At 67.5% G+C, this 24,137-nt stretch carries 19 protein-coding genes; 6 read left to right on the top strand and 13 right to left on the bottom strand.

Features of this window, described 5'->3' with window-relative positions:
* Positions 1–271: hypothetical protein (locus IB257_RS23560; protein ID WP_192492895.1), on the top strand; the 271-nt coding region annotated here is incomplete at its 5' end.
* Between the two features lie 28 nt (positions 272–299).
* Positions 300–845 carry a MarR family winged helix-turn-helix transcriptional regulator gene (locus tag IB257_RS23555; protein WP_119450020.1) on the top strand — a complete coding sequence of 182 codons (546 nt, stop codon included), beginning with the start codon at positions 300–302 and terminating at the stop codon, positions 843–845.
* Positions 846–888: 43 nt separating this feature from the next.
* Here IB257_RS23555 and IB257_RS23550 read toward each other — a convergent pair whose 3' ends face one another.
* The 7 genes from IB257_RS23550 to IB257_RS23520 form a co-directional block, all read right to left on the bottom strand.
* On the bottom strand, positions 889–2,586 hold the full coding sequence (locus IB257_RS23550; RefSeq protein ID WP_054453030.1) for an ABC transporter ATP-binding protein: 1,698 nt from the start codon (positions 2,584–2,586) through the stop codon (positions 889–891).
* The gene (locus IB257_RS23545; RefSeq protein ID WP_175164465.1) at positions 2,583–4,079 is read right to left on the bottom strand and encodes an ABC transporter permease; all 1,497 of its coding nucleotides are present in this window, start codon (positions 4,077–4,079) and stop codon (positions 2,583–2,585) included. Before IB257_RS23545 ends, IB257_RS23550 begins: the two co-directional genes overlap by 4 nt.
* 5 nt (positions 4,080–4,084) lie before the next feature.
* The gene (locus IB257_RS23540; RefSeq protein WP_054453034.1) at positions 4,085–5,062 is read right to left on the bottom strand and encodes an ABC transporter permease; all 978 of its coding nucleotides are present in this window, start codon (positions 5,060–5,062) and stop codon (positions 4,085–4,087) included.
* Positions 5,059–7,293 carry an ABC transporter substrate-binding protein gene (locus IB257_RS23535; RefSeq protein WP_119450021.1) on the bottom strand — a complete coding sequence of 745 codons (2,235 nt, stop codon included), beginning with the start codon at positions 7,291–7,293 and terminating at the stop codon, positions 5,059–5,061. Before IB257_RS23535 ends, IB257_RS23540 begins: the two co-directional genes overlap by 4 nt.
* A gap of 121 nt (positions 7,294–7,414) precedes the next feature.
* Positions 7,415–8,074: a thermonuclease family protein gene (locus IB257_RS23530; RefSeq protein WP_370539858.1), complete on the bottom strand. Its 660-nt coding sequence runs from the start codon at positions 8,072–8,074 to the stop codon at positions 7,415–7,417.
* 64 nt (positions 8,075–8,138) lie between these two features.
* Positions 8,139–9,143, bottom strand: coding sequence for a magnesium and cobalt transport protein CorA (locus IB257_RS23525; RefSeq protein WP_054453040.1), 1,005 nt, complete (start codon positions 9,141–9,143; stop codon positions 8,139–8,141).
* Positions 9,144–9,208: 65 nt separating this feature from the next.
* The gene (locus IB257_RS23520; RefSeq protein WP_192330956.1) at positions 9,209–11,314 is read right to left on the bottom strand and encodes an ATP-dependent helicase; all 2,106 of its coding nucleotides are present in this window, start codon (positions 11,312–11,314) and stop codon (positions 9,209–9,211) included.
* A 119-nt stretch (positions 11,315–11,433) separates the two neighbouring features.
* Between IB257_RS23520 and IB257_RS23515 the strand changes: the two genes are divergently transcribed.
* The gene (locus IB257_RS23515) at positions 11,434–12,330 is read left to right on the top strand and encodes a DUF72 domain-containing protein (protein ID WP_054453679.1); all 897 of its coding nucleotides are present in this window, start codon (positions 11,434–11,436) and stop codon (positions 12,328–12,330) included.
* Here the strand turns inward: IB257_RS23515 and IB257_RS23510 are convergent.
* Positions 12,316–13,827 carry a PLP-dependent aminotransferase family protein gene (locus IB257_RS23510; RefSeq protein ID WP_367648240.1) on the bottom strand — a complete coding sequence of 504 codons (1,512 nt, stop codon included), beginning with the start codon at positions 13,825–13,827 and terminating at the stop codon, positions 12,316–12,318. The genes IB257_RS23515 and IB257_RS23510 overlap by 15 nt on opposite strands.
* 96 nt (positions 13,828–13,923) lie before the next feature.
* Between IB257_RS23510 and IB257_RS23505 the strand changes: the two genes are divergently transcribed.
* The 3 genes from IB257_RS23505 (at position 13,924) to IB257_RS23495 (ending at position 17,785) form a co-directional block, all read left to right on the top strand.
* Positions 13,924–15,189, top strand: coding sequence for a 4-aminobutyrate--2-oxoglutarate transaminase (locus IB257_RS23505; protein WP_054453043.1), 1,266 nt, complete (start codon positions 13,924–13,926; stop codon positions 15,187–15,189).
* Between the two features lie 123 nt (positions 15,190–15,312).
* On the top strand, positions 15,313–16,782 hold the full coding sequence (locus tag IB257_RS23500; protein ID WP_054453045.1) for an NAD-dependent succinate-semialdehyde dehydrogenase: 1,470 nt from the start codon (positions 15,313–15,315) through the stop codon (positions 16,780–16,782).
* A 148-nt stretch (positions 16,783–16,930) separates the two neighbouring features.
* Positions 16,931–17,785, top strand: a complete 855-nt coding sequence (locus tag IB257_RS23495; protein ID WP_054453047.1) for an inositol monophosphatase family protein — start codon at positions 16,931–16,933, stop codon at positions 17,783–17,785.
* A 161-nt stretch (positions 17,786–17,946) separates the two neighbouring features.
* Here IB257_RS23495 and IB257_RS23490 read toward each other — a convergent pair whose 3' ends face one another.
* The 5 genes from IB257_RS23490 to IB257_RS23470 all read right to left on the bottom strand — a co-directional run bounded on the left by IB257_RS23490 (position 17,947) and on the right by IB257_RS23470 (position 24,123).
* On the bottom strand, positions 17,947–18,765 hold the full coding sequence (locus IB257_RS23490) for an NAD-dependent protein deacetylase (protein WP_119450025.1): 819 nt from the start codon (positions 18,763–18,765) through the stop codon (positions 17,947–17,949).
* Positions 18,766–18,857: 92 nt separating this feature from the next.
* Entirely contained in the window at positions 18,858–19,805 is a 948-nt protein-coding gene (gene epsC / locus IB257_RS23485; RefSeq protein WP_054453050.1) for a serine O-acetyltransferase EpsC, read from the bottom strand.
* Positions 19,806–19,980: 175 nt separating this feature from the next.
* Positions 19,981–21,030, bottom strand: coding sequence for a UDP-glucose 4-epimerase GalE (gene galE / locus IB257_RS23480; RefSeq protein WP_119450026.1), 1,050 nt, complete (start codon positions 21,028–21,030; stop codon positions 19,981–19,983).
* Positions 21,031–21,038: 8 nt separating this feature from the next.
* On the bottom strand, positions 21,039–22,706 hold the full coding sequence (gene pgi / locus IB257_RS23475; protein ID WP_054453056.1) for a glucose-6-phosphate isomerase: 1,668 nt from the start codon (positions 22,704–22,706) through the stop codon (positions 21,039–21,041).
* Positions 22,707–22,719: 13 nt separating this feature from the next.
* The gene (locus IB257_RS23470; protein WP_054453058.1) at positions 22,720–24,123 is read right to left on the bottom strand and encodes a phosphomannomutase/phosphoglucomutase; all 1,404 of its coding nucleotides are present in this window, start codon (positions 24,121–24,123) and stop codon (positions 22,720–22,722) included.
* Positions 24,124–24,137 lie beyond the last annotated feature (14 nt).

Raw genomic sequence — 24,137 nt, 5'->3', positions numbered from 1 at the left:
CGGCGGCGGCCTGCTGGGCGGGCTGGTCGGAGGCGTAAACGTCGCGGCCGGCGCCGGGGCCGGCGCGGGCGCTGCCGCAGGCGCACCCGCCGGTTCGGGAGGATCGGGCGGCACGAGCGGCGGCGCGGCCAACGGCGGACTGCTCGGTGGTTTGCTGGGCGGGGTGACGGGCAGCCTGACGGGCGGCACGGCGGCGGGCGGATCTTCCGGCGGGACCGCCAACGGCGGCCTGCTGGGCGGACTGCTCGGTGGCCTGGCCGGCAAGAAGTAATCCATCGCAACCGCCAGGAACCCACATCATGCTGCAACAACAGACCTACTTTCACCACGAGCATGTGACCGGCATGGCTGAATCAGCAGTAAGCAACCGGCGGTCCGGCATGCTGGACGAAATCGTCCTGCTGCTGGGCCGGCAGTTCGCCGCCTACAACGCGGCATGCCAGTCGGCCCTGGCGGAGAAGCTGGGCATTCCCCTGGCGGATCTGAAGGCGCTGGAGCTGGTCATGGAGTTCGATGCCCTTCCAACCGGCCATCTGGCTCAGTTGATGGGCATCAGCTCCGGCGGCGCGACCGCCTTGATCAACCGGCTGGAGGCGGCCGGTTATGTCCAGCGCGGCCGCCACCCGCTGGACCGCCGGATGATTGTGATCCGGCCGGTCGAGGAATCGTGCCAGGCGTTGGCGCAGGAACGGCAGTGGATCGCCGAGGCCATCGCCACGACGGCGCGCGGGTATGACACCGCGGAACTGGAGGCAGTGCATGCGTTCCTGACGCGTTGCGGCCGCAACCTGAAGCGCGACACCCTGGCCTGGCTGGAGACAGGCAGCGCGCATCAGGCCGGGTAGCAAGACGGCGGAGGCCTCTGCCCCCGCTGCTTCGAACGCCGGATCAGGCCGCTTCGCGCGGCCCGAAGTGCAGGCGCGGCACCGCGGCCAGCAACCTGCGCGTCATGTCCTGGCGCGGTTCGTGCAGAACCGCATCGGCCTGTCCCAATTCGATGATGCGCCCGCCGTCCATGACGGCGATGCGGTCCGCCAGATATTCGACCACGCCGAAGTTGTGCGTGATGAACAGGTAGGCGATGCCCAACTCTGCCTGCAGCTCGCGCAGCAGGTCCAGGATCTGGGCCTGCACGGAAACGTCCAGCGCCGATGTGGGCTCATCGCAGATCAACACTTTGGGCTCGACCGCCAGCGCCCGCGCAATGGCGATCCGTTGACGCTGGCCGCCCGAGAATTCATGCGGATAGCGCGCCAGGGTATTGGACGGCAGGCCCACACGCTCTATCAGCCTTGCGGCGTGCGTGCGGCGCGATTCCTTGTCCATGCCGCTGCGCAGGGACGCCAGCCCCTCATCCAGGATGTCGCCCACCCGCATGCGCGGGTCGAGCGAGGCATAGGGATCCTGGAACACGATCTGGATGTCCTGCCTCAGGCGCTGCAGCGTGCGCCGGTCCGCGGACAGCACGTCCTGCCCTTGCAGCATGGCCCGGCCTGAAACGCGCGCGCCGTCGATCAGGCGCAGCAGCGCCTTGCCCGTGGTGGTCTTGCCGCAGCCGGACTCGCCCAGCAAGGCCAGCGTCTCGCCCGCCTTCAGGGTGAAGGTCACGCCATCCACGGCCTTGACCCAGCTTGCGATGCGCCGCAGCGGCCCCTTGCGCACGGGGTAATGGACCTTCAGGTCCTGCACGTCCAGCACCACTGCCGCTTCGCCCGCCTGCGCGCTGGCGGCCAGCCGGGCCTCGTCGCGCGCCATGGCCTCGCGGCCGCTTGCCGTGAGCGGCGTGCCGCGCTTTTCAAACGTGGGGATCGCTTCGAACAACTGCCGCGCATAGGGATGTTTGGGTGCGCGGAAGAATTCCTCGGCGTCGGCGCTTTCAACGATCTCGCCGCCGCGCATCAGCGCCACATGATGGGCGACGTTCTTCACCACCGCGAGGTCGTGGGTGATCAGCAGCACCGCCATGCCCATTTCCCGCTGGATGTCGGCCAGCAGGTCCAGCACCTGCGCCTGCACCGTCACATCCAGCGCGGTGGTGGGCTCGTCGGCGATGAGCAGCACAGGCTCGGCCGCCAGCGCGATGGCGATCATGACGCGCTGCTTCTGGCCGCCCGAGAACTGGAAGGGATAGTCGTCGATGCGCCGCTCGGGCTCCGGGATGCCTACCCGCCGCAGCCAGTCCACGGCTCGGGCGCGCGCCGCCGCGCCACGCAAGGGAGTATGGGCGATCAGCGTTTCGATGATCTGGTCGCCCACCCGCATGACCGGGTTCAGGCTGGTGGACGGCTCCTGGAAGATGATGCCGATGCGCCCGCCGCGCACGCCGCGCATGGCGCTTTCCGGCAGGCGGTTGAGGTCTTCTCCGTCCAGGTCGATCTGTCCGCCCACGATGCGGCCGGCGTCGGGCAGCAGGCGCAGGAGCGCCAGCGCCGTCATGCTCTTGCCGCACCCCGATTCGCCGACCAGCGCAAAGGTCTGGCGCCTGGAGATCGCCAACTGCAGGCGCTTGACCGCATGCGTCATGCCGCTTTCGCCGGCGATATCGACGTCCAGGCCGTGCACTTCAAGCAAGGGAGCCTGGCTCATGGCGCATCTCCCGGACGGGACTGGCGCGTATCGGTCGCCAGGGCCGTACGCGGTGCGCGGCCGAACAGGCCGAACCGCGCCATGCGGCCAGGCTTGTAGCGGCGCGTACGCGGATCGAAGGCATCGCGCACCGCGTCGGCGAACAGGTTGGCGGCCAGCACCAGCGCCAGCATGAACAGGAATGCGGTCAAGAGGTTCCACCAGATCATCGGGTCTCGGGACATTTCCAGACGGGCGCCATCGATCATGGAGCCGAAGGAGTTCATGCTGGGATCCACGCCTATGCCCAGATAGGACAGCACCGCCTCGTACAGGACCAGGCCGGAAAATTCCAGCACCACGGTAATCAGGACCAGATGCGCCACATTGGGCAGCAGATGGCGGGTCATGATGCGCCAGTGCGAGACACCGAAGGCCCGCGCCGCCTGCACGTATTCCAGCTCGCGCAGCTTGAGGGTTTCGGCGCGCAGCAGGCGGCACAGCCCGGCCCAGCCCGTGAAACCCAGGATCATGCAGAGCAGGAACAGCCGCAGGTCGGCGCGCGCGGCCGAGGTGTCGAACAGGTCGGCGTGATTGTCGATGTACACCTGCATCATCAACGCGCAGGCGGCCACGAGCAGCACGCCTGGAATCGAGGTGATGGTGGTGTAGAGATACTGGATGCCGTCGTCGACCTTGCCCTTGAAATAACCGGCGGCGATGCCGAAGACGATGGCCGGCGGCAGCATGGCTATGGTGGTGAGGCTGCCGATGACCAGCGCGGTGCGGATGCTCTTGAGCGCCTGCCACAACACGTCGTTGCCGATGCGGTCGGTGCCCAGCGCGTGATAGCCGCTGGACAGGCCGGCCAAGGCGCCTGCCGTCAGACACAGCAGCGTGAAGGTGACGGCCATGGCGCGCCAGGGCACGTCCGAAGCCGCCTCGTCGGCGGCCCTTGCGGCGCGCCGCCTGGCCAAGCCCGCATACATCAGCCCGATCACGACGGCGGACACCGCAAGCCCTGCGGCCAGGCCCAGCCCTAGCCGCTTGGCGACATCGCCCAGGTGGTCGCGATCGGCGTCTTCCAGATGCACGCCCGCCCCTCGCAGCCGGGGAAAGTCGCGCACCGGCTTGTCGTTGACGAGCATGGTTTCCTTGGTGAACTGCCGTATCGCCAAGGGCTCGGAATAGGTCTTTTCCGGCGTCGTCAGCACCGAGCCGGTGAGCAGCCCGTCCAGCGCCGAGCGCACCGCGGGCGCATAGGCCGGCGGTGCGTCGGCGGCCGCGCCGGGGGCCGGCGGCAGCAGCGGCCGGTAATGCACCGAGTCCAGCAGACCCACCACCACGAACGCGGCCAGAATCACCGCCGAGCACATGGCGGGCGTGTCGCGCGCCACGCGCGCCCAGGTCGCGCGCAGGTTCGGGCTGCGCCGCACATGCCAGACATAGGCCAGCGCGCCCAGCACCATGAGCCACAGCGCGATATCGGTCCAGAGGAAGACGAACTTGGGCATGGCGGCTACTCGAATCGGACGCGGGGGTCGGCCAGCGTGTAGGAAATGTCGGCCAGGATCAGCCCCACGATATAGAGGGCGGCGCCCAGGAACACCATGGCGCGCACGATGGAGAAGTCCTGCGCGTTGATGGCGTCGATGGTGTAGCTGCCCAGGCCGGGAATGCCGAAGAAGGACTCCGCGATCAGGCTGCCCATGAAGAGCAGCGGCAGCGCGGCCACCGTGCTGGTCAGGATGGGCAGCATGGCGTTGCGCAGCACGTGCCGGAACAGCACGATGCGTTCAGCCAGGCCCTTGGAGCGCGCGGTGCGCACATAGTCCTTGCCGATCTCCTCCAGGAACAGGGTGCGGTAGAAGCGCGCCTCCGGACCCAGCCGCGACACGATCGCGACCAGCACCGGCAACGCCAGGAACTTGACCACGTCCAGCCCGCCCGAAAAGCCCGAGAACGGCACCAGCCGCAGCAGCTTCGCAAAGACCCATTGGCCGGCGATGATGTAGAACAGGCTGGAGATGGACAGCAGCAGCACGCAGACCACCACGCCCCAGAAATCGAGCCGCGTGGCGCGGAAATACACCAGCGTCAGGGAAAAGACAATGCTGACGAAGAGCCCCAGGAAAAACGTAGGCACCGCCAGCGCCAGGCTGGGCCCCATGCGCGTCTTGATCTCGCGGCCGATGTCGCGTCCGCCGTCGGACGCGCCGAAGTCCATGACCAGCAGAGGCACCGAACGCTGGTAGAACACCGTGTCGGTCAGCTGCGCCGCGCCTTGCGCCTTGGCGTTGAAGAACAGCGGTTTGTCGTAGCCGCGCTCGACCTTCCATTTCTCCACGGCTTCCTGGTTGGCGCGCTGCCCGCCGATGGCCAGCCGCGCCATGTCGTCGGGCGTATTCACGGCGAAGAACAGGATGAAGGTGAAAAGATTCACGCCGATCAGGATCAGCACGCCGTACAGCAACCGGCGGATCACGTAGCCGATCATGATTGATGCTCCTTGCCCAGGGCCGGCGCGAATGCCGTCTGCCGTTCACGCCGCTTCAGCGCCACATACGACGGCCATATCGCCAGCGCCAGCAACAGCGCGAACAGGCCTATGGGCCACCACCTCGGATAGTTCCACTCGTCGATCTTCTGCTGCCGCAGGACCGGGTCTATCTTCATGTACTGCAGCGTATTGCGTACCATCTGGGTCGGCTTGGCATTGCCGACCCATTGCTGGTAGGCGCCGCCCGACATCGGAAAATAGCCGAACATCCAGGGCGCGTCGCGCTGCACGATGGCGGTCATCTTGGCGATGAGCTGTTCCTTTTCAGGGCCATCGTCCAGGAACTTCATCTGCTCGAAGAGGCGGTCGTATTCGGGGCTGGCGTAGTTGGCCGCGTTCTCGCCGCCGCCCTTGGCCTTGGCGTTGGGACCGTACAGCAGGAACAGGAAGTTCTCGGCGTCGGGATAGTCGGCGTTCCAGCCCCACAGGAAGATCTGCGCGGACCCGCGCATCATCTTGTCCTGGAAGCGGTTGTAGTCGGTGGCGCGCACGTCCAGCTGCACGCCGATCTTGGCCATCTGACGCCGCATCCAGTCGAACTGCGGATTGGAGCCGCCGCCCTGCATCGAGTCGTAATAGAGCACCAGCGGCGCACCGGTCTTGGCGTTGCGGCCGTCTGGGTAGCCGGCTTCGGCCAGCAGGCGGCGGGCCACGTCCACGGACTTGCGCACGGGCTTGCCGTCGACCAGGTTGTAGACCACGGGGTTCACGCCCTCGGGCGGTTCGCGGTAGCCGAGCACGCCCGGCGGCACCGGGCCGTAGGCCACTGAAGCCTGGCTGTTTTCGAACACCGCGACGTACTCTTCCCAGTCGAAGGCGATGCTGATGGCCTGGCGCAGCTTGCGGTTCCGTTCTTCCTGCTCCGGCGTGTCGCCCTTGCCCACCACCGGGTCCAGCCAGTTGAAGCCCATGTACCAGTTGGCGGTCTCGACGGTCGTGGGCAGCTTGATGCCGTGTTCGTTGTACAGGCGCGCCTTGTCCTGGCTGTCGCCGGCCGCGACCAGCATGGCCACGCCGTACTCGCCGCGCTCGATCTGCGGCACGTCGTAATAGCCCTGCAGGAACTTGCCGGTCAGCGGGATGGCTTCCTTTTCAACGCTGAATTCCGCGCGGTCGATGAAGGGCGTGGGCTTGCCGCAGTCGGCCAGCAGCCCCGCGGCCGCGTCGCCGGGCTCGCCTTCGCAGGGATAGGGTTCGCCGTGGAAGTTGGGGTTGCGGCCCAGCACGTGGCGGCGGTTCTGCAGCGACTCCACCAGCATGTAGGGGCCGGTGCCGACTGGCCAGGTATTGAACGACAGGTCGTGCGCCGCCATGCCGGGCTGGCTGTAGAAGCGGTCCGCTTCCCAGGGGATGGGCGCGGTGAAGGTCATGGCCAGCCAGTACTTGAACTGCGGGTACTTGCCGTTCACGCGGATGCGCAGCGTGTGCGGATCCAGCGCCTGCACGCCCGTAAAGCCGTCGGCCTCGCGCAGGTCCAGCCAGGGCGCACCGGCACCGCCCGGCATGTCTTGCCGCAGCGCCTGGTCGCGCTGGCGCAGCCGGTCCGCATACTCCTTCAGGCCCGTCACGTGCTCGGTCATGAGGCTGGAGATCGGCGACACCACGCGCGGGCTGACCAGGCGCCGGAACGCGTAGACGTAATCGTCGGCCGTCAGTTCGCGCGTGCCGGTGCGCGGGAAATCGGGAATGTAGAACTTGTCGTCCAGTTCGCCCGGCGCAAGCGGAAAGTAGTCGTAGCTGCCATCGGTCTTGCGGGCGAATGCCGGGTGCGGCGCGTAGCGCGCCCCCGGCCGGATCTTGATGTCGTAGATGCTTTGCGCGATCTGCTCGCCGGGCGCGTCGGCGGGCAACGTATTGCCCTGCGCATCCAGGTAGACGGGCGGGTCGATCGACGCCGCCGCGCGCGGCACCAGTTCGTAGGGCCGCTTCAGGTAGTGGTAGCCGTACAGCGTCTCATAGATGTTGTACGTATAAGGGGTCTCGTCGCCGGAATAAGAGCTGGCCGGATCCAGGTACTTCGGAGATCGCTTGACGAAGGCGGAAAACAGCGTGTTCTGGCTTTCGGCGCCGGACGGATAGGGGCTGTTGATGGGGCTTTCTTGCGAGCAGCCCGCCAACGCCAGCGACAGCAGCATGGCCGCCGCCCAGAGCCGCTTCAATGCACGCATGGAAACCTTCCCTTCGAATCGTTGCGACAGAGGATAGCAAACACGGGCCGGGGACCATACCCAGGCATCCCCCAGGGCTGGCGGCGCTCGGGCGCGGCGTTCCGGGCCGGCCCGCGCGGGTTCAACCGCACTGGCGCTGCCGCCAGCAGTCGTAGCGCCACTTCCAGGGTTGCATGGCGCCGGGCTGCGCCCACAGGCCGCGCCCGGCCGCCTTGGCCTGGCGCTGCAGGTCCGGCATGGCCCTGTCGCGCAGGTAGTCGCCCTGGCGCGCCGTATAGGCCCAGGCGTAGCCGGCCTCCACCTGCAGGCGGTTGGCCGAACGGCCGTCATCCAGGATCAGGGCGCAGACTTCCCGGCCGTACTGGTCCTTCTCGTAGCATTGCGCGCTTAGCGTCTTGCCCGCGACCAGGCCGGCCAGGTTCTTGCGCGCGGCCTCGGCATAGGGTTGCCCGGGCTGGTCGGACCCGTGGCCCTCTTCGGGCGCATCGATACTGTCCATGCGGATGCGGTGCTGACCGTCGGACGCGCGCAGCGTCACGGTGTCGCCGTCGGCCACGTTGACGATCATGCCGGTAAGCGTATAGCTGCCCTGCGGAATGCCGCCAGCCAGCGTCGCGCCGGGCCGGCCCTGGGCTGAAGGCGCCTGCCGTTCAGCCCGGTCCTGCCCCTCTCTTCCCGAAGGCTGCAGCCAGTTGACGATGGCGCCTGCCGCCGCAAGGATCACGGCGACGATCAGGGCGGTCAGCTTGCTGCCGCCGCGTAAAGGGGATTTGCCACGCACCAGCCAGGCTCCAGGAAGGAAAACGCAGGCAGTTTGCCATAAAGGCGAGGCGTGAAGTCGCCCGCTACAGCCACCCCGACTTGCGGAAGCGCCAATACAGGACCGAACAGATCGACACGATGACGCCCAGCGTGATCGGATAGCCCCAGGGCGATTTCAGTTCGGGCATGAATTCAAAGTTCATGCCGTAGATGCCGGCAATGGCCGTGGGCACCGCCAGGATGGCGGCCCAGGACGCCAGCTTGCGGGTGGTGTCGTTCTGCGCGGCCTGACCTATCATCAGGCTGGCTTCAAAGGCGAAGGCCAGGGATTCGCGCAGCGAGTTGAAAAGTTCATCCACGCGCAGCACGCGGTCGGCGACCTCGCCGAAATACGGACGGGCATGCTCGTCCACCGCGGACATCTCGACCCGCGCCAGGCGTCGGCAGATTTCGGCCAGCGGCGACACCACGGTATGGATGCGCAGCAGGTCGCGGCGCTGCCGGTACAGCCTGCGGATGTCCGAGTCCTTGGCGCCTCGGATCAGCAGCTTCTGTTCGGCGCCTTCGACCACGGATTCGATCTTGCCGGCGGCCGCGACATAGCGATCCACCAGCCAGTCCAGCAGTTCGGAAGCCACATAATCGCTGCCGCGCTTGAGCAGGTCGGGCGAGGCTTCCAGCCGTTCGCGCAAGGGGCTATGGCCGGCGGTGGCGCCGCGCCGCACCGTGACCAAAAAGCCATCGCCGATCAGGAACTGGGTCTCGCCGAAGATGGGGCGCTCGGCCTCGACCTCGACCGTGATGGCGACGATGAGGATCATGTTGCCGTAGTCGATGATCTTCGGCCGCCGGTGGGATTCCAGCATTTCTTCCTGGTTCTTGTCGCAGGCGCCGAGTTCGCTGGCGACCTTCGCCAGCACTTCCGGGCGCGGATTGCGCAGGCCGATCCACAGCATGCCGTGGTCCTGGCTGACGTACTGGGCGACTTCGTCGATGGGAACCTCGCGTTCCCGCCGTCCGTTCACATAGGCGATCGATGCGACGACCTCTCGTTTCGAGTCGTCGGCGGTATGTTCTTCAGTAGACATAAACACCCTTTTGCAATGCGATCCCTGCCGGACAGCTTATGCGTATCGGCCGATGATAGCCCAGCCTACGAGAACAGGTTCCGCACCCGCTTGGCCACGTCCACGCTGGGCGCTTGAGGCTCCTTCGGCGCGGCGCGCCCGGCGGGCAGGTCCGGCAGCTTGGGCAGGTGGTCGAACAGCGGCAGCATCGCATTGGTGATGTAGCGCGTGCGCGATCCATAGACGTGCCGGTCGCCCATGCCGGTCTGCTGGTGCACGTAGAAGCGCTGCGGCACGATGAGCTGCAGGCGTTCCTTGGCGCGTGTCATCGCCACATACAGCAGGCGGCGCTCTTCCTCGATTTCCTCGGCCGTGCCGGTGCTCATGTCCGACGGGATGCAGCCGTCCACCACGTTCAGGACATAGACCGCCTTCCATTCCTGTCCCTTGGCGGAATGGATGGTGGACAGGATCATGTAGTCCTCGTCGCGATGCGGCGCCCCGGACTCGTCGCTGGTGGCGTCCGGCGGATCCAGCGTCAGTTCGGTCAGGAAGCGTTCGCGCGAGCCGTAGCCCGCGGCGATGCGCACCAACTGGTCCAGGTCGGCGCGGCGCACGCGCGCATCGTCATACAAGCGTTCCAGCTGCGCGCCATACCAGCGCAGGGCCAGGTCCACGTCGGCGGGCCATTTCAGCGCGGGGTCGCACAAGGCCGCATACGTATCGGCGAAAGCGCCCCACTCTTCCTGCGCCGCCGCGCCCGGCTTGAATTCGCGCAGCGCGCGCAGCGGTTCGGCGGAGGCGGACATGGCGTCCATCAGCTTGCCCGCCGTGGCCGGGCCGATGCCGGGCAGCAACTGCGCCACGCGAAAGCCCGCCATGCGGCCGCGCGGATTCTCCGCCCAGCGCAATAGCGACAACAGGTCCTTCACGTGCGCGGCCTCCAGGAAGCGCAGCCCGCCGAACTTCACGAAGGGAATGTTGCGGCGGGTCAGTTCAAGTTCCAGCGCGGCGCTGTGGCTGGCGGTGCGGAACAGCGCCGCCTGCGACTTGAGCGTGGCCCCGCCTTCGCGCTGCGCCAGCACCTGGTCGGCCACCCAGCGCGCCTGGCCGGCTTCGTCGCTGACCGTCACCAGTTCGGGCAGCTGGGACGACTGGCGATCGGTCCACAGGTCCTTGGCGTAACGTTCCGTGGCCAGGCCGATCACGGCATTGGACGCGTTCAGGATGGGCTGGGTGGAACGGTAGTTGCGGTCCAGCGTGATGACCCTGGCCGGGTTGGGAAACTGGTTCGGAAAGTCCAGGATGTTGCGCACCGTGGCCGCGCGGAACGAATAGATGGATTGGGCATCGTCGCCCACCACCGTCAGGCCGCGGCCGTCGGGCTTCATCGCCAGCAGGATGGCGGATTGCAAGCGGTTGGTGTCCTGGTATTCGTCCACCAGTACGTGGTCGAAGCGCGCGCCCACGTCGGCCGCGATGCCGGGGTCGCCCATCATCTCGGCCCAGTACAGCAGCAGGTCGTCGTAGTCCAGCACCTGCTGGTCCTGCTTGGCCGCGACGTAGGCGCGGAACAGGTTCTTGAGTTCGTCTTCCCATTGGGCGCACCAGGGGAAGGAGGTCTTCAGCACGTCGGCCACCGGGGTCTGGCTGTTGACCACGCGCGAATAGATGGCGAGGCAGGTGCCCTTGAGCGGAAAGCGCGACTTGGTGGACGACAGGCCCAGTTCGTGGCGCACCATGCCCATCAGGTCCTCGGCATCGCCGCGGTCGTGGATGGTGAAGGCCTCGGACAGGCCGATGCGTTGCGCGCAATCGCGCAGCAGGCGCGCGCCGATGGCGTGGAAGGTGCCGGCCCAGGGCAGCGACGGCGCCTGCTGCGTGGCGCGCAGCCTCATCACCCGCTGCAGCACCGAGCCCACGCGCCGCTCCATTTCCAGCGCCGCGCGGCGCGAGAAGGTCAACAGCAGCATGCGCTGGGGATCGGCGCCGTTCAGGATCAGGTGCGCGACCCGGTGGGCCAGCGTATTGGTCTTGCCCGAGCCTGCCCCGGCGATCACCAGCAGGGGGCCGTCGTCTCCCGGCGCGCCGGCCACGCCGAATTCGGCGGCCTCGCGTTGGGCGGGATTGAGATCGGCCAGGGGATCGGGGCGTTCGGCGGACGGGTTGGACGTATCGGTTTGGTCGGACATGGGGCGGGGCCGCAGCAAGGCAGCCGCTGAAAACGGCGAGCCCGGACATTGCCGGGCTTCGGATGAACACTGTATATTTATACAGAATTTTTTCAATAAAGTCTGATTCGCCTGTGGCCATGCGCCTCTTGACCGGCACCGCCTCCTGGACCGATCCCACCCTGCTGGCCTGCGGCCGCTTCTACCCGCCCGAGGTCCGCAGCGCCGAAGCGCGGCTGCGCTTCTATGCCTCGCGCTTTCCCATGGCCGAGGTCGATTCCAGCTATTACGCCATGCCCACGGCCGAAAACGCCTACTTGTGGGCGCAGCGCACGCCGGACGATTTCGTCTTCAACATCAAGGCCTTCCGGCTGTTCACCGGCCATCAGACGCCGCTATCCGCGCTGCCCGCGGACATCCGGCGCGAACTGCCCGATTGGCCGGAACCCGTCATTTACCACGACCGCATGCCCGCCGACCTGCGCGATGAACTCTGGCGCCGCTACCAGCTTGCGCTGGAACCCTTGCGCATGACGGGCAAGCTGGGCGCGGTGCATTTCCAGTTCCCGCCCTGGATCCGGCGCGACGCGCGCGGCCGGGCGCGGGTGGCCGACTGCGCGCGTCGCATGGAAGAACACCTGGTGTCGGTGGAATTCCGCCACCGCAGCTGGTTCGAGTCGCCCTCCGCCACCACGGACACCCTGGCCTTCGAACGCGATCTCGGCGTGGTCCATACGGTGGTCGATAGCCCCCAAGGCTTCGACAACACCGTGCCCGCGGTCTGGGAGTGCACCCATCCGGAGCTGACGCTGCTGCGCCTGCACGGACGCAATACGGCCGCCTGGAACGTGTCCGGCGCCGCGTCCTCGGGCCGCTTCCAATACGAATACTCGGAACAGGAGCTGGCCGAACTGGCCGAGCGCTTCGCGCGGCTGGCGGCGCAAAGCGCCCAGGCGCACGCGGTGTTCAACACCAACTTCGAAGACCAGGGCATGCGCAACGCCGCGGCCTTCGCGGCGGCGCTAGCGCCCGCCTGACGCCGCCAGCGCGACGGACGCGCGCGCCACTTCGTTCAGGCTGTCCAGCAGCACCTCGAATTTGCGCGCAATGTCGTGCTCCGGCACGCAGGCATAGCCCAGCAGCAGGCCCGGCCGGCGGCCCTCGTCGTTGACGTAGTAGCGCGACAGCGCGCGCGTAAGCACGCCCTTGCTGCGCGCCACATCCACCACGCGCAGATCGTCCATGTCCTCGGGCAGCGTCAGCACCAGATGCAGCCCCGCCATGCTGGCGTCGCGATGCAGCCAATCCGGCCCCAGCCTGCGTTCAATCAGATTGACCAGCATGGCGCGGCGGCGTCCGTACAGCATGCGCATGCGGCGGATGTGGGCGGCGTAGTGGCCTTCCGAGATGAACGTGGCCAGGGCCGCGTGCGTCATCAGGTGGCCCTCGCGGTAGAGCTCGGCGTGCGCTGCCTGGAACGCGGCGGTCAGGGTCTTGGGCAGCACCAGGTAGCCCACGCGCAGGCCCGGATACAAGGTCTTGCTGAAGGTTCCCATGTAGATCACGGGCGCGTCGGGTTCCAAGCCCAACAGCGAAGCGATGGGCCGGCCGGAGAAGCGGAATTCGCTGTCGTAGTCGTCTTCGATGATCCAGCTGCCGCTTTGCCGCGCCACCGCCAGCAACTGGCGCCGGCGCGTCAGCGACATGACCGGCCCCAGCGGATACTGGTGCGAGGGCGTGACGAAGATGAAACGCGGCGGCGTGCCCACGGTCTCCGGCAGGCGCATGCCCTCCTCGTCCACCGGCAGGTGCACGGTGTGCAGGCCGTTGGCCTGCAGCACGGTGCGCGCGCCCCAGTAGCCAGGATCCTCGACCCAGGCGGTCTCGCCGGCTTCGCCCAGGATGCGGGTGGTCAGGTCGATGGCCTGGTGCGAACCTTCGGTGATGATGATCTGCTCGGGATCGCAATCGATCGAGCGCGTCAGCGCCAGATGCTGCGCCAGCGCCTCGCGCAGGGCCGGCAGCCCGCCGCCGTAGGCGTAGGTCAGCAGGTCGGGCGAGGGATTGCGCCACAGGGCGCTGAAAATGCGGCCGAACTTCTTGTGCGGGAATTCGGTCAGGTCGGGCACGCCGGGCATGAAGGCGCCCCATTGGTAGGGCGAGGCCGAGACGCCGTCGACGATGGCGGCGCCGCGCGGCGACAGCGCCGGGCGCGGCTGCGCGGGCGGCGGCTGGCGCTTGCGCCGGCCGCTGGCCAGGTAGGAATCCGGCACCGAGGCGTTGACGAAGGTGCCGTTGCCCTGGCGACTGCGGGTGTAGCCTTCAGCCAGCAGTTGGCTATAGACGTGGACCACGGTGTTGCGGGCGATGCCGAGCTCTGCCGCCAGGTCGCGCGAGGCGGGCAGGCGCGAGTCCGCAGCAATGGCTCCATCCAGGATGGCTTCCCGGATGCCGCGGTACAGCCGCTTGTTCATGGGCTCGCTGGAGCCGTCCGCCAGCCGCAGCTGCAGCAAGTCACCGACTATGGACCGCAATTGGTTCTACCCGATTTATAAAAGTGGTTCCCACAAATGGGGCCATCGTAGCATTAAATAAGGTTTTCCCGCCCCATCATGCTCGCAGAGGCTGAGATGAAGAATCAGGACCTGAATACCCGCCGTTCCCTGGCCACGCCCCGCGGCGTCGGCGTCATGTGCGACTTCTACGCGGTGCGCGCCGAAAACGCCACCCTGTGGGACGCCAATGGCAAGGAATATATCGATTTCGCAGGCGGCATCGCCGTCCTGAACACGGGCCACCTGCACCCGAAGATCAAGGCCGCGGTCTCCGCGCAGCTGGACAACTTCACGCACACGGCCTACCAGATCGTGCCGTACGAAGGCTATGTCTCGCTGGCCGAGCGCATCAACCGCCTCGCCCCCATCGACGGCCTGAAGAAGAGCGCCTTCTTCACCACCGGCGTCGAAGCCGTCGAAAACGCCATCAAGATCGCGCGCTCGGCCACCGGCCGCTCGGGCGTCATCGCCTTCTCGGGTTCGTTCCACGGCCGCACCATGCTGGGCATGGCGCTGACCGGCAAGGTCGCCCCGTACAAGCTGTCGTTCGGTCCGATGCCGGGCGACATCTATCACGTGCCCTTCCCCAACGCCACCCAGTCCATCACCGTGGCGGACTCGCTCAAGGGGCTGGACCTGCTGTTCAAGTGCGACATCGATCCCAAGCGCGTCGCGGCCATCATTCTGGAACCTGTCCAGGGCGAAGGCGGCTTCAACATCACCCCGCCGGAACTGATGACGGCGCTGCGCAAGATCTGCGACGAACACGGCATCCTGCTGATCGCCGACGAAGTCCAGACCGGCTTCGGCCGCACCGGCAAGCTGTTCGCCATGGAACACCACTCGGTCCAGGCCGACCTGATCACCATGGCCAAGAGCCTGGGCGGCGGCTTCCCGATCTCGGGCGTGGTCGGCCGCGCCGACGTCATGGACGCGCCTGCGGCCGGCGGCCTGGGCGGCACCTACGCCGGCAACCCGCTGGCGGTCGCCGCGGCGCATGCCGTGCTGGACGTGATCGCCGAGGAAAAGCTGTGCGAACGCGCCGTCACCCTGGGCGACAAGCTGCGCGCGCACCTGGAAGGCCTGCGCGCCAAGGTGCCGGGCATCGCCGACGTGCGCGGCCTGGGCTCCATGGTCGCCCTGGAACTGAACGATCCCGCCACCGGCAAGCCGGACGCGGAAGCGGTCAAGCGTGTGCAAGCCCGCGCCATCGAAAAGGGCCTGATTTTGCTAAGCTGCGGTGTGTACGGCAACGTCCTGCGCTTCCTGTACCCCTTGACCATCCCCGACGCCCAGTTCGATCGCGCGCTGGCCATCCTGTCCGAGGCGCTCGCCGCCTGACGCACAGGACCTGAACTACCGGTATTCCGGCGGGCAGGCACAAGTTTTGCGGGCGTAGCGGATCTGCCGCCACGCCCGCAAGCGTTTCCTGGCCCACCGCTTCCCTTCAAGGAGACTCCAACAATGACCGCACTGACCCATCCCCTGGCGCGCCCCGATCTGCTGCGCGACGCCTGCTACATCGACGGCAAGTGGGTAGCCGCCGGCAATGGCCCGTCCATCCCCGTGGACAATCCCTCCACCGGCAAGACCATCGTGTCCGTGCCCAAGCTGGGCCGCAAGGAAGCCGAACAAGCCATCGCCAGCGCCGAGGCCGCCCTGCCCGCCTGGAGCGCCAAGACCGGCAAGGAACGCGCCGCGATCCTGCTGAAGTGGGCCCAGCTCATGATGCAGAACCAGCAGGACCTGGCCGCCATCATGACGTCCGAACAGGGCAAGCCCGTGACCGAAGCCGCCGGCGAAATCGCCTATGCCGCCTCGTTCCTGGAGTGGTTCGGCGAAGAAGCCAAGCGCATCGACGGCGACATCCTGCAAAGCCCCAAGGCCGGCCAGCGCCTGATGGCGCTCAAGCAGCCCATCGGCGTCACCGCCGCCATCACGCCGTGGAACTTCCCGGCCGCCATGATCACCCGCAAGGTCGGCCCGGCCCTGGCCGCCGGCTGCACCATGGTGGTCAAGCCCGCGCAACAGACCCCGCTAACCGCGCTGGCGCTGGCCGTGCTGGCTGAAGAAGCCGGCGTGCCCGCTGGCGTGTTCCATGTCATCACCGGCAGCTCGCGCGAAATCGGCGCGGCCCTGTGCGAAAGCGACGTGGTGCGCAAGCTGAGCTTCACCGGCTCCACCGAAGTCGGCCGCACGCTGATGGAGCAGTGCGCGCCCACCATCAAGAAGCTGTCGCTGGAGCTGGGCGGCAACGCGCCCTTCATCGTGTTCGACGACGCCGACCTGGACCGCGCGGTCGACGGCATCCTGGCTTCCAAGTACCGCAATGCCGGCCAGACCTGCGTCTGCGCCAACCGCATCTACGTGCAGGCCGGCGTGTACGAAGAAATCGCCAAGCGCCTGGTCGCCAAGGTCGAAGCCATGAAGGTCGGCGACGGCTTCGCCGACGGCGTGACCCAGGGTCCGCTGATCGACAGCAGCGCCGTGGAAAAGGTACAGGAGCACATCGCCGACGCGACCGCGCACGGCGCCAAGGTCATCGCCGGCGGCAAGCCCCACGCGCTGGGCGGCACCTTCTTCGAACCGACCGTGGTGCGCGACGTGACCCAGTCGATGCGCTTCGCGACCGAGGAAACCTTCGGCCCGGTGGCCCCGCTGTTCCGCTTCGAAACCGAAGCGGAAGTCATCGGCATGGCCAACGACACCATCTTCGGCCTGGCCGCCTACTTCTTCACCCGCGACTACGCCCGCATCTGGCGCGTGTCCGAAGCGCTGGAGTACGGCATCGTCGGCATCAACACCGGCATCATCTCCAATGAAGTCGGCCCGTTCGGCGGCGTCAAGCAATCCGGCCTGGGCCGCGAAGGCTCGAAGTACGGCATCGAAGAGTACCTGGAGATCAAGTACCTCTGCGTGGACCTGGGCGCCTGACGGCCCCTTGCGCGCCGCGGCCCCCGCCCGCTTCTGCCGGCGGGGGCCGCGCGCATTTGGCGCGCGGGTTTCCGGGAGTCCGATATGTGGCATCCCGCCCCGCGTCCGGCATGGTAGATTTGCGCGTTCCCTGACCGAACGAGTCCGTATGAGCAGAACCTTCACCCGCGAGGACACTCGCCGGCTTGCCGCCATCCTGGCCGAAACCGCGCAGACGGAAGTCATGCCGCGCTTTCGCAATCTGCCGGAAGGCGCTGTGCGCGGCAAAAGCTCCGCCCGCGACCTCGTGACCGACGCGGACGAAGCCGCCGAACGCCTGATCGCCGCGCGCCTGGCCAAGCTGCATCCGGGCGCCGTGCTGATCGGCGAAGAGGCCTCGGCCCGCAATCCCGCGCTGCTGAACATGCTGGTTGACGCCGACCTGGCCTTCCTGATCGACCCAATCGACGGCACCCGCAACTACGTCGCGGGCCTGCCTCTCTTCGGCATGATGATCGCCGCCTGCCATCGCGGCGACGTGATCGCGGGCGTCATCTACGACCCGGTCAGCCGCGACAGCGCGCTCGCCGTGCGCGGCGAAGGCGCCTGGATGGAATATGAAAACGGCAAGCAGGCCCAGCTCGCGGTGGCCAGCCCCGCGCCGCCCGAAGACATGGACGGCCTGATCTCGACCGGCGCCCTGCCCGAGCCGATGCGTACCACCGTCAACAGCAACCTGTCGCGCCTGGGCAGCACCGCCTCGCTGCGTTGCGCCGCGCATGAGTACCGCATGCTGGCCGCCGGGCACTGCCACATCGCGTTCTACAACCAATTGACGGCCTGGGACCACGCAGCCGGCTGGCTGCTGCACCGCGAAGCCGGCGGCTACGCGGCCCACTTCGACGGTTCGCCCTACAAGCCCACGCATCGCACCGGCGGCCTGCTATATGCGCCGGACGCCGGCAGCTGGCACGCGGCCCGCAAGGCGCTAATGGGGGACATGGCGGACGCCCCCGAGACTTGACAAACGCTGCTCTAAAAAGGTCGAAAACTCGGGGTTATCCCTAGGAGTTATCCCCAGTTCCTGTGGACAACCCTATGGAAAGGTCTGTAACAGCCGAAAAAAACCTTTGCAGGGCAAGTACTTGCTTAGACCGGTCAAAAACCGGCCGGCCCCGGGGTGTGTTACAGCGCGTCCAGCGCCACGGCGCAAGGCAGTTCCACTTTCAGCGTCAGCATGCTGTCGGCGCGGGTGCGCCCCAGGTTGATGGCAGCTACCGGCATGCCGTTGCGCGACGCGGCGCTGACGAAGCGGTAGCCGGAATACACCATCAACGATGACCCCACCACCAGCACCGCGTCGGCGTTCATGAGGCCGGCGTTGGCGCGGTCCACGCGTTCGCGCGGCACGGTTTCACCAAAAAAGACCACGTCCGGCTTGACGATGCCGCGGCAGCGCGGACAGGGCGGCACCTGAAATTGCGCAAAGTCCTCGCCTTCCAGGTCGGCGTCGCCGTCAGGCGCATCCGTGGCATCCAGCAGCGTCCATTCCGGGTTGCCGTCCTGCAACGCCTCTTGCCATGCCTGGCGGCCGCCGCGCCAGTCGCAGGCCATGCAACGCACCTCGTCCAGCCGGCCGTGCAAGTCGACGACGTCGCGGCTGCCGGCGGCCTCGTGCAGGCCGTCGACGTTCTGCGTCACCAGCACCGAGACGCGGCCGCGCGATTCCAGCCGCGCCAGCGCCCGGTGCGAGGCATTGGGCTGCACATGGCCGAAACGGCGCCAGCCCACCATGCTGCGCGCCCAATAGCGCGCCCGCGCCAGTTCGCCGCCCATGAAGGTCTGCAGCGTCATGGGCGGCTTGCGCTTCCATTCGCCTTCGGTGTCGCGGTAGTCGGGGATGCCGGAATCGGTGCTGACGCCCGCCCCCGTCAGCACGAATAGCCGCGGGTGGCGGTCGACAAAGCCGCGCAGCGCGGCCAGATCAGAGACTCGTGTATCCATCCAGGCTCCTCAGGGCCGGCCGTTACGCGGGCGCGCATCGGCGCCCGCGCGAAAAGGCGGCCGCTGCGCGAAAGGCTGCGGCCTCAAGCTGCTCAGCCGCCCAGGCCGCAGTCGGGCATGTCGCTGACCAGGCTGGCCTGGGTCACGTTGCTGCCCGGCGGCACGCTGCGGGTCAGCCAGACGTTGCCGCCGATGGTCGAACCCTTGCCGATGGTGACGCGGCCGAGAATCGTCGCGCCAGCGTAGATCACCACGTCGTCCTCGATCAAGGGGTGACGCGCCAGGCCCTTCTTGAGTTCGCCGTTTTCACCCGGCGGGAAGCGCTTGGCGCCCAGCGTGACCATCTGATAGAGGCGCACGCGGTCGCCGATGATGGCGGTCTCGCCGATCACGACGCCGGTGCCGTGGTCGATGAAGAAGCTGCGGCCAATGGTCGCGCCCGGGTGGATGTCTATGCCCGTATCCGCATGCGCGATTTCCGCCACGATGCGCGCCAGCATCGGCGCGCCCAGGCGGTACAGCACATTGGCCAGACGGTGGTGGATCATCGCCGCCACGCCCGGATAGCACAGCAGGACCTCGTCCACATTGTGCGCGGCCGGGTCGCCCTGATAGGCGGCGGTCACGTCCAGGTCCAGCGCGGCGCGCACGCGCGGCAGCTCCGCGCCGAACTGGCGCACGATCTCGATGGCGCGCTGGCGCGCATCCGCGGGCTCGGTCTGTTCGGGCCGGCCCACGTACTGCAATTCAAGACAGACCTGGTGCAGCAGCGCGTCCAGCGCCGCGCCGATGGTATGGCCGACGTAGAAGTCCTCGACCTCTTCGCGCAGGTCGATGGGACCCAGGCGCATCGGGAACAGCGCGCCACAGAGATCCTTGACGATCTGGCGCAGGCTTTCCTGCGACGGGAATTCGCGCAGGCCGGCGTCTTCGCGCAGGCGGCCGCGGGGACCGCGCCAGGCCACGCGCGCTTCGCGCAGGCCGGACACGATGCTGTCCAGGTTCCAGTGGGCCGGCGCGCTGTAGGTCGGCCCGCTCATGACTGCAGCTCCTGCAGGAGGCCGGTAGAGGGATTGAATTCAAACATGGGGTGCGCCTCGTTGACGGTGCACGGCCGCGGCGGCCAGGCCGCCGGGCAATGCTGCTTCGCAATATTTCCGTCAACTGTAACCGCTCGCGCCGGTTTCGAGGAATCCATCCGATATGGCGCAGGGGTTATGTCCCTGTGCCGAGGTCGTAGCCCTGAGGGTTGCCCTGCTGCCAGCGCCAGCCGTCCGCGCACATCGCATCCACGTCATGCGTGCTATGCCAGCCGAACAAGGAAGCCGCCAGCGTGGGATCGGTCCACATCTTTTCGACGTCGCCGGGACGCCTGGCCTGCGCCTGCACGGGAATGCGGCAGCCGTTGACCCGTTCGAACGCATGCACCAGCTCCAGCACGCTGGTGCCCTGCCCGGTACCCAGGTTGACCGCCACGAATCCGGGATGGCGCTCCGAATAGGCCAGCGCCTGCACATGCCCCTGCGCCAGGTCCATTACGTGCAGATAGTCGCGCACGCCGGTGCCGTCGGCCGTCTCGTAGTCGTCGCCGAACACCCGCAGGAAAGGCTGGCGACCTACCGCCACCTGGGTGATGTACGGGAACAGGTTGTTCGGAATGTCGCGCGGACTTTCCCCGATCTGGCCGCTCGGATGCGCGCCGATGGGATTGAAGTAGCGCAACGTCACCGCGCTGAACGCGGGATCGGCCGTGCAGACATCGCGCAGCGCTTCCTCCACCATCAGCTTGGTGCGGCCGTAGGGGTTGGTTGGCGCCAGCGGATGCGCCTCGGTCAGCGGCAGGTAGCGGGGCTCGCCGTAGACTGTGGCCGAAGAACTGAACACCATGCGCGTCACGCCCGCCTCGCGCATGGCGCGCAGTAGCGTCACCGAGCCGCCGACGTTGTTGTCGTAGTACTTGAGCGGATCGGCAACCGACTCGCCCACCGCTTTGCTGCCGGCCAGATGCAGCACCGCCTGCACCGGCGCGCCGCGCGCTGCCGTCTCGGCCAGCACCGATTCGACCAGTCCAGGGCTGCGGATGTCCCCTTCCACCAGAGGAATCTCCACGCCGCAGAGGCGCTCGACGCGGCGCACGGCCTCGCGGCTGCCGTTGCTGAAGTTATCCAGCACCAGCGGCCGCTGGCCCGCCGCCAACATCGCGACCAGCGTGTGCGTGCCGATATAGCCGGCGCCGCCCGTCACCAACACATGCAGATCCGGCATGGTCTCCCTCACAGATGCGCCGCCACGCCCGGCACCCAGGCATGGCGCGGCCGCGGCGCCTGTGCATGGCTGCGGTAGCGGTCGATCCAGTACGAGGTGGACGCGTCGTGGCCCCAGTCCACCACGCCGGCCGACACCGGCACCGCCAGCTCGCGCTCGATGCCGGTGGCCAGGCGTTTGCCCAGTTCCACGCCCCACTGGTCGAAGGGATTGATGCCCCAGACCACGCTCTGCACGAACACCTTGTGCTCGTACAACGCCAGCAGCGCGCCCAGGCCGCGCGGATCCAGCTGGCGCAACACGATCAGGGTCGAAGGGCGCCCGCCCGGATGGACCATGTGCTGCGCCAGGCTCAGCGCACGCTCCTGGTCGTCGATGTGCGCCACGTCCATCAGCGCCTGCTCCAGGCATTTGCCGCGCAGCAACGCCTGGCGCTGCGCCAGGCAGTTGGCCAGCAGCATGCGGTGCGCATCGGGACTATCCGCATGGCCTTGCAGACTGGCGATGAAGTCCACCGGCGCGCCCTCTTCGCTTTGATGCAGCCACTGGAAGAAGGTGTGCTGGCCATCGGTGCCCGGCATGCCCCAGATGATGGGAGCCGTCGGCACGCCGACCGCCGCGCCGTCGCCCGCGACCCGTTTGCCCAGCGATTCCATTTCCAGCTGCTGCAAATAGGTGACCAGGTGCAGCAGCCGCGCGCTGTAGGCCGCGATGTTCAGCGAGTTGTGGCCCAGCACGCTGCAGTTGACCAGGCCCGCCAGCGCCAGCTGGATCGGCGCATTCGAGGCGAACGGTGCTTGCTGGAAATGCTGGTCCATGGCCTCGGCGCCCGCCCGCATGCCGATCAGCACGTCGGCGCCGACCGTCAGCGCGATCGACAGGCCGGCGACCGACCAGACCGAATAGCGCCCGCCCACCCAGTCGCACATCTTGAAGATCTGGCTGGACGGCACGCCCAGCGCGCGTGCCGCCGACACGTTGGCGGTGACCGCGGCCAGATGTTCCGACACGTCGGCCACGCCGCCCTGCTTGAGCCAGGCGATGGCCGCGCGCGCGTTGTGCAGCGTCTCGGCGGTGGTGAAGGACTTGGAAGACACCACCACCAGGCAGCGGCGCGGGTCCAGCCCGGCCACCGCATCATGGAACGCGTGTCCGTCGATGTTGGACACGAAGCGGATCTGACGGCGCTGCTGCGCCCCGCCAAACGCCTGGACCGCCAGGCGCGGCCCCCAATCGCTGCCGCCGATGCCGATATGCAGCACCGTGTTGAAATCGGCCGTCTGGTCCACCCGCCGCACGAAGTCCGTCATGCGCGAATGCTCGCAGACGGAGTCAGCGTCCTGGCCGTCAGGCTGTTCCCGCGTGCGCCCGGCGCGCAGCGCCGTATGCCATGCCGGTTTGCCTTCGGTCCAGTTGACCGGCTCGCCCGCGAACAATGCCTGGCGCGCATCCGCCACGCCGCGCGCCTGCAGCAGCGACATGGCCGCCGCTTCCAGCGCCGGCGACTGCCGTTGCATGCTCAGGTCCACGCAAAGACCCGCCGCCTCGATGACCTTCAGCGCCGCGCCGTCCAATTCCGCGCCGTGCGCGGCCTGCGCGAACGCCTGCCACTCCGGGCTGTCCGCCAGGCCCGAATTCGCCCTTAGCGCCTCAATCGCATACTTGGCCTTTCCCATCGCGTGATGCTCCTTAAAACGGTAAACGAACATGAGGGGCAATGCGTCGGAACGCGTTGCGGAAATCCTCCTCGATACGGGCCAATGCGGCCACGGTGTCCCCTTCAAAACGCAATACCACCGTCGGCGTGGTGTTGGACGGACGCGCCAGGCCGAAGCCGTCGGCGTAATCCACCCTGATGCCGTCCAGGTCGTTGATGGACTGCGCGCCGGGAAACTGTCCCTGCGCACGCAGCGCTTCCACCAGGTCGAACTGCTCGCCTTCGGCGGTTTCCAGCTTGATTTCGGGCGTAGCGCAGGACTGCGGCAGGCTTTCCAGCAGGGCCGAGGGATCCGGCGCGCCGGACAGGATCTCCAGCAGCCGGGCGGCGGCGTAGATGCCGTCGTCAAAGCCGTACCAGCGCTCCTTGAAAAAGATGTGGCCGCTCATCTCGCCGGCCAGCAGCGCGCCGGTCTCGCGCATCTTGGCCTTGATCAGCGAGTGCCCCGTCTTCCACATGGTGGCCTTGCCGCCCGCCTCGGTGATGGCGCGCGCCACGTGGCGGCTGCACTTGACGTCATAGAGGATCTCGGCGCCCGGATTGCGCGACAGCACGTCGCGCGCGAACAGGATCAGCTGGCGATCGGGCCAGATGATCTGCCCCGTCTTGGTCACCACGCCGAGCCGGTCGCCGTCGCCGTCGAACGCCAGGCCGACCTCGCAGTCGGAATAGCGCAGGCAATAGATCAGGTCCTGCAGGTTCTGCGGATCGGCCGGATCCGGGTGATGGCCCGGGAACGAGCCGTCGACCTCGCAGAACAGCTCGACCACTTCGCAGCCCAGGGCGCGGAACAGCGCCGGCGCCGCGGCGCCCGCCACGCCGTTGCCGCAATCGATGGCGATCTTCATCGGACGCGCCATGCGGATATCGCCCATCAGGCGCGCCGTGTAGCACGGCATGATCTGCATCTGCGTGCGTCCGCCCGAGGCGCTGGCCGATTCGATGGGCAGGCGCATCGCATCGCGCAGCGCGGTGATGCCTTCGCCATATAGCGAGGCGCCGTCCAGCACGATCTTGAAGCCGTTGTGCGCGGGCGGGTTGTGGCTGCCCGTGACCGCGATGCCCGCGCCCGTGTCCATCAGGCGCGTCGCGAAGTACACCATCGGCGTGGTCGCCATGCCGATGTCGATGACGTGCATGCCCGCCGAGCGCAGGCCCGCCTGCAAGGCGGCCGCCAGCTCGACGCTGCTCAGCCTGCCGTCCCTCCCCACCACGATGGACCGCGCTCCCTGTTCGCGGGCCTGGGTTCCCGCCGCCATCCCCAGGCTGTGCGCGAACCTCGCATCGATTTCTTCCGGCACCGTGCCGCGTATGTCATAAGCCTTGAAAACCGCATCCAGAATTTGCGGCGTGTCCCAGCCAAAAGTTCCGTGCATGCCAGTTTCTCCGG

This window comes from Achromobacter sp. ACM03 (genome assembly GCF_014851665.1).
GTDB lineage: Bacteria > Pseudomonadota > Gammaproteobacteria > Burkholderiales > Burkholderiaceae_B > Achromobacter > Achromobacter aegrifaciens.
This window is presented reverse-complemented; position numbering and strand designations above follow the sequence as displayed.